Annotated in this window: 1 protein-coding gene; it reads left to right on the top strand. The window is 56.0% G+C overall.

Annotated features, from left to right (window positions below; all coding sequences use genetic code 11):
* Positions 1-135 precede the first annotated feature (135 nt).
* Positions 136-637: hypothetical protein (locus tag ACMXX3_RS11705; protein ID WP_421084885.1), on the top strand; the 502-nt coding region annotated here is incomplete at its 3' end.

The raw sequence follows: 637 nt of genomic DNA, 5'->3' as shown, positions 1-637 counted from the left end.
GTGAATTACAAAAGCTCTCTGGGAGCCAGTAACACGACCCCTGAGAACAAAGCTCAGAGCTGAGCTTTCTTGTAATTGCCCGCACCCTCATCATCACTCGCAGGGTATCACTCACTACGAACAGAGAGGTTCGACATGTCCGCTTTTCACAAGCCTTCTAAGAAGACCCTTGGTGCTACCGCCGCGCTGTCTTTGGCAGCGGTTGCTTTCATGGGTTCACCTGCTTTTGCAGCTGATTCTTCTGAATGGGTAGATATTCCCACCGTCAGCGGTGATGGTTCCGCCTGGGTCTCCCCCGTTACCGGAGATGCGGACGGCTCAACCTGGGTCGACGAAAACCTCAACCCCCTAGTAACCGATAAGGGAGAGGGCGTCACCCACGAACTACCTGAAGGCCACATCGGCATCAACGGCGAGGGCGTCACCCACGAACTGCCCGAAGGCCACATCGGCATCAACGGTGAAGGCGTCACCCACGAAGTTCCTTTCCTCCCCGTTGATGGTTCAACCTGGGTAGATGAGAACCTTGACCCCATCATCACAGCAAAGGGTGAAGGGGTAACCCATGAACTGCCTGAAGGCCACATCGGCATCAACGGCGAAGGCGTCACCCACGAACTGCCCGAAGGCCACATCG

Origin of the sequence: Rothia nasimurium, assembly GCF_049068285.1 — a bacterium.
Taxonomy (GTDB): domain Bacteria; phylum Actinomycetota; class Actinomycetes; order Actinomycetales; family Micrococcaceae; genus Rothia; species Rothia nasimurium_I.
This window is presented reverse-complemented; position numbering and strand designations above follow the sequence as displayed.